General features: G+C 47.6%; 7 protein-coding genes. 5 read left to right on the forward strand and 2 right to left on the reverse strand.

The annotated features are described in order from the left end of the window. Positions 1 to 477 precede the first annotated feature (477 nt). Both ACFPYJ_RS08840 and ACFPYJ_RS08845 read right to left on the reverse strand, forming a co-directional pair. Positions 478 to 3,735: a carbohydrate-binding protein gene (locus tag ACFPYJ_RS08840; RefSeq protein ID WP_379187745.1), complete on the reverse strand. Its 3,258-nt coding sequence runs from the start codon at positions 3,733 to 3,735 to the stop codon at positions 478 to 480. 315 nt (positions 3,736 to 4,050) lie between these two features. Further along, a complete protein-coding gene (locus ACFPYJ_RS08845; protein ID WP_379187746.1) occupies positions 4,051 to 4,386 on the reverse strand; it encodes a hypothetical protein in 336 nt (111 codons plus the stop codon). A gap of 473 nt (positions 4,387 to 4,859) precedes the next feature. Here ACFPYJ_RS08845 and ACFPYJ_RS08850 point away from each other — a divergent pair, with 473 nt between their 5' ends. From ACFPYJ_RS08850 to ACFPYJ_RS08870, 5 genes are all read left to right on the forward strand, one after another. Continuing rightward, positions 4,860 to 5,222 carry a VOC family protein gene (locus tag ACFPYJ_RS08850; protein ID WP_379187747.1) on the forward strand — a complete coding sequence of 121 codons (363 nt, stop codon included), beginning with the start codon at positions 4,860 to 4,862 and terminating at the stop codon, positions 5,220 to 5,222. Positions 5,223 to 5,463: 241 nt separating this feature from the next. Next, positions 5,464 to 6,075 (forward strand): hypothetical protein, encoded by a 612-nt coding sequence (locus tag ACFPYJ_RS08855; RefSeq protein ID WP_379187748.1) that lies wholly within the window; start codon positions 5,464 to 5,466, stop codon positions 6,073 to 6,075. 35 nt (positions 6,076 to 6,110) lie between these two features. Next, entirely contained in the window at positions 6,111 to 6,422 is a 312-nt protein-coding gene (locus ACFPYJ_RS08860; protein ID WP_379187749.1) for a thioredoxin family protein, read from the forward strand. Between the two features lie 194 nt (positions 6,423 to 6,616). Continuing rightward, positions 6,617 to 7,561: a serine O-acetyltransferase gene (locus ACFPYJ_RS08865; protein WP_379187750.1), complete on the forward strand. Its 945-nt coding sequence runs from the start codon at positions 6,617 to 6,619 to the stop codon at positions 7,559 to 7,561. Between the two features lie 70 nt (positions 7,562 to 7,631). Continuing rightward, a complete protein-coding gene (locus ACFPYJ_RS08870) occupies positions 7,632 to 8,525 on the forward strand; it encodes an aldo/keto reductase (RefSeq protein ID WP_379187751.1) in 894 nt (297 codons plus the stop codon). Positions 8,526 to 8,627: the final 102 nt, after the last annotated feature.

Genomic DNA, 8,627 nt, shown 5'->3' on the forward strand with positions numbered 1-8,627 from the left:
GAAAAAAGCTATTACGAGCAACTCCAGGTTTCATAAAGTTGTGTCTACTATATTGACATAAGCTCATTTGGGGCGATTTAACTGTACGGAATGCAGTATAGAGGCGGCCTCAAGGGGATAGCACGTTTTTAACTGTACGAATTCCAGTATAGACCATAGGCCAAGGTGTATCAGGTATCTATTGCACCCCGCGCAGCTCCAGCGTGCGGTGGGCGACGATATGTATTGGCGATTCCAGATTTCTTGAACCCTATTCCAAGATTGAAATCCGTTTGCTTCACTCTTTGTTCCAAAAAAGCATCCGTTCGTGTCGTCGAAGCTCCGTATGAGTATCTTACAGGCAGCGGTGGATGAACAAAGAAAAATGGCTGTACAGTTCATGATGAACTGTACAGCCATTTATAAGCCGAGACAAACTAGGGCGGGCGTGACGTCATGATGGCAGCCCATTTGAGTCAGCCACTTCATAGGATGATCTTAGCTGTTTTTCTGCCAGGTTTTGATCAGCGATTGAGCATCCGTATTCAGAATCGCTTTGGCGCTGTCTTTAACGTATTTGCTTAAGGCTTTATTATTTAGGTGCTTTATAAAATCCTGCATGTGCTTAATCGCGTTATCCTGTTTTCCCTTATCAAGTTGATTCTGAACCTGCGCAAGATCATCGGTAAGCTGTAGGACCAAATCTCCGCGTAATTCTCCTGAATTAGTGAAACGGACGATCAACTTTTTCATAGAATTTACACTGGCTGCAACATTAAATTTGAAGGTCTTCTGCAGCTTGGCTCCTGAATAATCCTCCATTGTAACAGCGGCCGTTTTAACACCCAGATTTCCGGCCATGTCGATGTCGATACTTTTTGTCTGAGGATTAATCGGATATACTTTACCGTCAATGGTGATGGATGCGGATTTTACAGCTGATAAGCTGTCCCGCAGTTTGAAGGTTAAAGCCTTGTAATCTTCAAAGGATTGACCTTCTTTTAAAACAGTTCCGTTAGCAGAAAGAGTAAAGGAAGGTAAATCCTTAGCTCCTATCGTAATTCCCTTTGATACATTTCCTGACTTATCTACAGTCTTAATTGAGATGGAGTAGTCCGCGCCTGCTGTAATTCCAGAGATAACGGCCGTTTGAATTCCTTTATTAACTTCTAGGACGTTTCCAACCGGTTGTCCGCTGCTTAACAGGGAGATTTGCACCTTTTGTCCATCGATGTCATAAGGGCCATCCCAAAAGAGCTTCATGCTGTCATCGCCGCGAATGACCTGAACATTCTCTACCTCACCTGGAGCAACATGGTCCTCTACAGGCACAGGCGGAGGAGTAGGCGCAGTAAATACGGCAGGATCGCCGAAAGTGAACTTATCCAGGTTATACAGCCAATCCCCGCCTTTAAATAATAGGAAAACAATATGTTTGCCCGTTACAGGGGTTGTGACATCCGCCGAGAAAACCTTGAAATTCTGCCAGCCGCCCGTTCCTGTAACGGCACTGGTTGCAATAACAGGGCCATTCATGCTGTCAATTCTTACTTCTATCGTTCCTCCGCCTGTGTCGCTTGCTGCATTAACGTGAATTTTAGACGGGCTATTGCTTCCGAAGTCAATATAATTATACATGGCATAAGGTTTATTAGGGCCATATATTCCCGCGAGGTAGGTTTGTCCTCCGCCATTTTCTCCGCCGACAGCTACAGCACTGGTATAATTCTCAGCCTCCAGCTTGCCATAAGCGTCCCTTGCTTGACCCTTCACTGTCGAGAAGGTGAACCAATCCAAATTACAAGGGGAATCGCTTCCGTCTGTCCCGTGAAAAACGAGATACACATCATGAATACCCACCGCTTTGGTATCATCGATATTAGCCATGATGTCTACCCAGTTATCCCAATTTCCTAAAGCCGGAATTTCAATAACGCCTGCAGTCGGTCCGTCCAGGCTGTCCAGCTTCACTTCAATCGTGCCGCCTTGATTGCCGCTTGTGACATGAACGGCAGCACCGGCAGCGCCTGATCCAAAGTCAATTCCTTTATAAGAGGCATAAGCGTTGTTTTTAATGCCGTCCAAATATCCCCCTTCAGCATTCTTGCTAAGACCTGAGCTGCTGTCAAAATTTCCGGCCTTAAGTCTTGTGTACGCATCTGTTTTGGTAGGATCAGTTGTGGTGAATTTAAACCAGTTTAAGTTGAATAAATATTGATCGTTCGTTTTTGTGAAGACCAGATATACATCATGTTTTCCTGTTACAGTGCTTGGATTTCCCTGATCATCCTTAAGAACCGTAACGGCATCCGTATAATTATTCCATCCGCCTGTTCCCTCCACGTTCAAGGTGCCGACTTTTGCGCCATCCAGGGAATCAAGCCTTACTTCGATATTACCGCCGCCTGTTCCGCTTGCCGCTCTGGCAATAAATCCTACAGCACCGGTGGATCCAAAATCTACATTTTTATATGCCGCATACATGCCGGGCTGAATGCCGCCTAACTGCATGCTTCCTTCCGTACTGTCCTCCATAACAAATCCGGTACCGATATTATACTTTTCGGCTTCTATTTTTTTGAAAGGATCTTTAACCGCATATTGTAAAGCGACATCCTGCGATTCCAAAACAGTCAGAGCTTCAACCGCACTGGAGGATGACCAGGATTCATAGGTTCCGGCAAGCAGCTGCCCTGCCCAGTTTCCATCCACGATATGTTCAGCATTTCGGTTGTTCCATGCCATTTCAGTATTGAAGGCAAGCCAGCTGTTAAAGTCGCCGCTGAACTGCTCGTATGCACTTTCGCTTCTCTCGCTTAAAGCATCTTGAAGATAGGCCAGATTGCGGATTAATATCGTTTTACCGCCCTTTAAGTCTCCGTTTGGCCCTTCATAGTTCAACAATTTGTTGGCGTCAACCAAATGATTTTTGGTAAAGCTGGCAGCCTTCACTGCATCATCCAGATATACGGTGCTTCCAGTTAATTGATACAGTCCTACTGCCGCACCTATGAAAGTACCCTGGTTGTAATGAGTGGCGTCAGGGACAGCGCCTCTTTCAAGCTCAATGCGGTCGAATACTTTTCCGTTGCCGTCCGTAAGCATGGTCTTGCCCCATTTGTAGATACGGGTAGCGGCATCTAAATAATGATCATCCTGAGTGATGTTATAAATAAACACAGCTGCTTCGGCTGCCGGGAAATTAATGCAGGCATTCTTGGTGTTATGCTCGCTATTCAACCACCAGATGCCGCCATTTGCAAACTCGTCGTCCCATTGCGTGTTGTAGACAAAGTCAAAATAATATTTGGCCTTATCCAAATATCGTTGTTCTTTGGTGATTTCATAGGCTCTTGCGCTCGCCATTGCCCACCACATGATGTCATCATTGAAATGATTGTTTGTCCAATCCTCTCCATACTTGGCTACAGTACCATCGAAGATATCGTCGATCTGCGTTCTAAGCTTTGCTTTCAAGCTGGCATCAGTTGTATGAACATACGCATCCATGACCATTTCCCAAAGCTCCGCTTCCACCCAGAAGCCTTGATAGTTGTTGCCGTGATTGGAATTCGTCCAAAAATACTTTGCGCTGCTATCCCAAAACTTTGCGTTAAATGCCTCTATGGCCGTGTCTGCATCCGATGAACTAAACGCATTTGCTTTTGCAGCTCCAATGGCAGACGCTGAAGTGAAGATTAAGGAGCAAGCCATAGTTAACACTACAAACTTAGATGGTTTCGTTTTTTTAAGCACGTAATATGACCTCCATTGCAATATGAATTTAGAATTAAAGGGGGAATTAAGAGGTAATGCCGAGAGATTGGCCGCTGGAAAATCTTCGTCAAACATTCCGGTAATCGGTTAAGGCGGTAAAGCATTGACCGTGTTCATAGAAGGTTCTCTCCCTTCAATTATTCACTGGTTGCGCCGCATAGCTGCCTTTCGAATATATGCACATAAAACGCTTTCATTTATACTATAATATTATACTAATTTAATTTCAATATATAAATTAAACTGATATAGTATGTCATTATATTATTTGAATATAGAAGCATGCCGCAGCAGTCATCGAACAGCTGCCATCAGTCGTATGAAATAGAAATTCGCAATCCGTCTGCGAACGGGAGGCGGGGAGCGGGAACCATTAAAGGCAATATGCGGATATTCGCCGTAGTCCGGCAAACCCGCCGCAATCCGGCATATTCGCCGTAGTCCGGCAAACCCGTCGTAGTCCGGCATATTCGCCGTAGTCCGGCATATTCGCCGCAATCCGGCAAACCCGCCGTAGTCCGGCATATTCGCCGCAATCCGGCATACCCGCCGTAGTCCGGCATATTCGCCGTAGTCCGGCAAACCCGCCGCAATCGGGCATCCCCGCCGTAATCGGGTATACCATCGCAAATCCGGCATGCCCCAAACAAATTAAAACTCCTTTCTCCGTTCATAACTGCTTCCTCTTCATCTATACTGTAAAAATCCAGTTATATAGAGTGGATAGGCTTCTTAGCTCGTCTATACTGGAAATAACCAGTTATAATAAAGAAAATGTGCGCATCAGTAGCATTTTTGGATATTTAGCTGTACGAAATCCAGTATAGAAAGAGAAATGGCAAGTAAATGAGTATTTAGCTGTATGAAATCCAGTATAGCTCTCAACTTGAATTGAAGATCGGCTGCGATTACTCCCATTTCTCCAAGGACTTCAAGCTTTCGTTAGGTATTACTCCGGTTCATTACTGTAAATGGGTAAAGCAGAGCGCTGCCAAGCTTCACGGGGCGCAGGATGTCGTATTTTTATAAGACGGGCCATGACGGAACATGCTAAAGTAGCTTTAGTAATCCAATGAACACCACATTCAAGGAGGAATTTCGGAATGATTACGAAAATTGCAACGGCTGCCGTATATAATGAAGATCAGCAGAAGGCGAAAACGTTCTGGGTAGAGAAGGTCGGGTTTGAGCTTGTCCGTGAAACCCCAATGGGTCCGGCCGGAGCTTGGATCGAAGTGGCTCCGAAAGGGGCGGCGTCCGCGCTTGTCCTGTACCCGCGGGCCATGATGAAGGGCTGGGAAACGATGAAGCCGTCGATTGTGTTCGAATGTGAGGATATTGCCGGGACTTACGAGCGCATGAAGAACAACGGCGTGAAATTCGAAGCTGAACCGCAGCAAATGCAGTGGGGCACTTTTGCTCAATTTTATGACGAAGACGGAAATATGTTCTTGATTAAGGGCTAATTGAAATTGCAGCGGCCTGCTGCTGCTCAAGTCTATCGAACCCGTTCATCTGCCTAACGTTAGGGCGGCTGGAGCGGGATCTCAAATAAACGAAGGCAACCGCTGTGAGCAGCGATTGTCTTTTTTGGCGGCCTAACGATTGCCTGGAATCCGCTCGCCCGATATTGAGATTGTGGTCTTTTTGTGCTATCTATTATCCAACTGCTTTTTTGGTAAGATGTAGATCTTGGAGGAATGAAGCGTGCAATTATTCTCAATGAAATCAGTGATTCATGGAACAAATCGAATGGAAGAGTGGCTGGAGGAGAATTACGTCTCTTTCGGCTGGCCGGAGCTCTGCGATCTGGAAGGTGTGAGCAAGGAAGAAGCAGTCAATCAATTATCTCAGCCGGGTAAGGCGCAGGGGCGGCTGTTAGATGAACTCGCGGAAGAAGTTTACGCTTTCGTCTATGCGATGCAGGACGGGGATTATCTGTTGGTTGCTGAGGAGGATCGGGTCCATCTCGGCAATCTTGGAGACTATTATTATGTGGATCAAGCTGAGGCTGCTGAGGATGATAAGTGCCATCGGCGGGGCGTTACCTGGCTCCAAAGCCGCCCGAGGACGGAATTACATGAGGAGCTGCAGCGATTTCTTGAGCATGAGGCGGCGATTGGACAATTCGAGCGCCCGGTTACTCATGAGCAGCTGGAGTGGCTGCTGTCTGGAGCGGCGGATGTTTCACGGACTGCGGGACTCGTGGATGTCAAGACGATAGAAGAAGCATTGGACATTTTGAAGCAAGCGATGCGAAGCGATGATGCGGCTCGCAGGGAGCGGGCTGCTGCTGCGATTTTGCAATTTGCGAAGTAACGGGGAGTGTAATCGAAGGGGGAGATCCTCTCATCATGGCCATCATTGAAATTCAAGAGGACGAGTGGATGGGACTTGTTCGGATTGGGGACGGAAAGGATGCGATACTCTTTTCCAGCCCATTCTGCGGTACCTGTAAAGTGGCTGAACGAATGCTGGAGGTAGTTGAGGCTTCGAATGTCCCGGTAACCATTTATAAAATGAATATTAACTACGCTCCCAAGCTCCGTAATGCCTGGAAAATCTCCAGCATTCCATGCCTGGTGCTGCTGCGGAACGGTGAACCGGTCAGGTACGAGTATGCGATGCGGTCGGTTCATTATTTGTATGATATCATGAGAGTGTGACCTATCGGTTAAGTTCACTGCGCAGAAACGGATATCGTCGCCTGCGTGGAGATTGACGCCATGCGATCCTAGGATTAAAGTTAAGGATATAACCGCTCGTCAGCAGCCAGACCATGGAATGATTACTAGGAAAGCACAGTACAGGCCTTCCCTTCCTTCAGCGGTTGTTTGGCGATCATATAGGAGGGTAATTGTTGAGTGAGACCTTTCACAATCAAATTAATCGTCTAGTTTCATCAATTGCATCCAGTTATAGGGAGAGCCCGATAACCCCCTCGCTGGACTGCTCGCTGCTCCCTAACCGCAACCGGATTATTGAGAGCATTCATCTCTTCCGCGATCTGCTTTTTCCAGGCTATTTTGGGAAGCAGAATTTGACGGATGCCACGATGGAATATCAGATTGGCGATGTTCTGATTCAGATCCACGAGAAGCTGTCGGAGCAGATCAGCCGTGTCTTACGTTTTCGGGATGACTGCAATTTGGAAGTATCTGTCCAGATCGAGAAGAAGACGGATGAAATTATTTATCAACTGTTGAGCAAAATACCGGAGCTTCGCGATATTCTCGCCACCGATGTACAAGCTGCTTTCGAGGGAGATCCTGCGGCGAATGATATCAGTGAAATTATTTTCTCCTATCCCGGCCTGTTCGCGGTGGGGATCTACCGTGTTGCGCATGAGCTGCATCTGCTCTCCGTGCCGCTGATCCCAAGAATTATGACGGAGTACGCACATAGTATTACAGGCATCGATATTCATGCGGGCGCGACGATTGGGCATTCCTTTTTCATTGATCACGGAACCGGTGTTGTAATCGGAGAAACGACGGTTATCGGGAATCGGGTGAAAATTTATCATGGAGTGACGCTCGGGGCATTGTCTACGCGGGGCGGTCAAACGCTGTCTGGCGTGAAGCGCCATCCTACACTGGAGGATGAGGTGACTGTGTATTCCGGAGCATCCATTCTGGGCGGCGAGACCGTCATTGGCCAGGGTGTCGTCATTGGCAGCAATGCTTTTGTCTCTAAATCCGTGCCTGCAGGGGCCAAAGTAACGGTGAAAAATCCGGAACTGATCATTAAAGGCCAAGCGCCGCAAGAGTTCCCGCAAGAGGTAACGATTGATTGGATGATTTAAACCGGACGAACCACAACAAGCTATTACCCGGGATTGCAGGTCACACATTCGAAATAAAGGAGTGAAAGCAATGAAATACCGTAGATTGGGCAAGACGGAAATGAATGTATCGGTGATTGGAATCGGAACCTGGCAGTTCGGGGGAGAATGGGGAAGACAGTATTCGCAGGATGAAGCCGATGCCATACTCGACAAAGGCAGGGAGCTGGGCATTAATTTGATTGATACAGCGGAATGCTACGGCGATCACTTGTCCGAGTCGTTTATTGGCAGCTACATCGCAAGGCGCAATCGTGAAGACTGGATTATCGCCACGAAGTTCGGGCATCATTTCCATGAGAATTTCTCGCGTACAGCCTTATTTGCGCCTCAGGACGTCGTGAAGCAGCTGGATGCGTCACTGAAAGCGCTCAAAACCGATTATGTCGATCTCTATCAATTCCATTCCGGTCCTGATCAAGTGTTCGATAACGACGATTTATGGACAACCTTGGATAAGCTGAAGCAAGCAGGGAAAATCCGCCATCTGGGAACGTCTATTGGAAGCAACGACAATCTGCATCAGACAGATGCATCAGCGAAAGTGAACTCGAGTGTCATTCAGGTCGTGTATAACCGGCTCGACCGCGTCCCGGAGGAGAGAGTATTCCCATCCTGCGAGCGTCAGGATCTGGGCGTCTTAGCGCGTGTCCCGCTCGCCAGCGGCTACCTCAGCGGCAAATACAAGCCAGGGGCTACCTTCGGGAGCACGGATGTCCGTCATCATCATGATGCACAGGCTACGTTGCGCAAGCTGGAGGAAGTGGAACAAATCAAGCAGACAGAAGTGCCGCCGGGGGTCGATATGGCCAGCTGGGCACTGGCTTGGTGCCTGAAGCATCCTGCGGTAACGTCCGTTATTCCAGGCTGCAAGGATCCGGAGCAGGTTACGGCAAATGCTAAAGCAGCGGAGCTGCTCGGGTAAGCAGCTGTCCCGTCCCAGCCAGCAATATCAGAAAGGGCTGTCCCAAAAGTCATCGAAGATGACCGAGGGATTGCCCCTTGGTATTTTTAAACCAAAAAGAAA

The sequence above is a fragment of the Paenibacillus solisilvae genome (assembly GCF_042656405.1).
GTDB classification, from domain to species: domain Bacteria; phylum Bacillota; class Bacilli; order Paenibacillales; family Paenibacillaceae; genus Paenibacillus_Z; species Paenibacillus_Z solisilvae.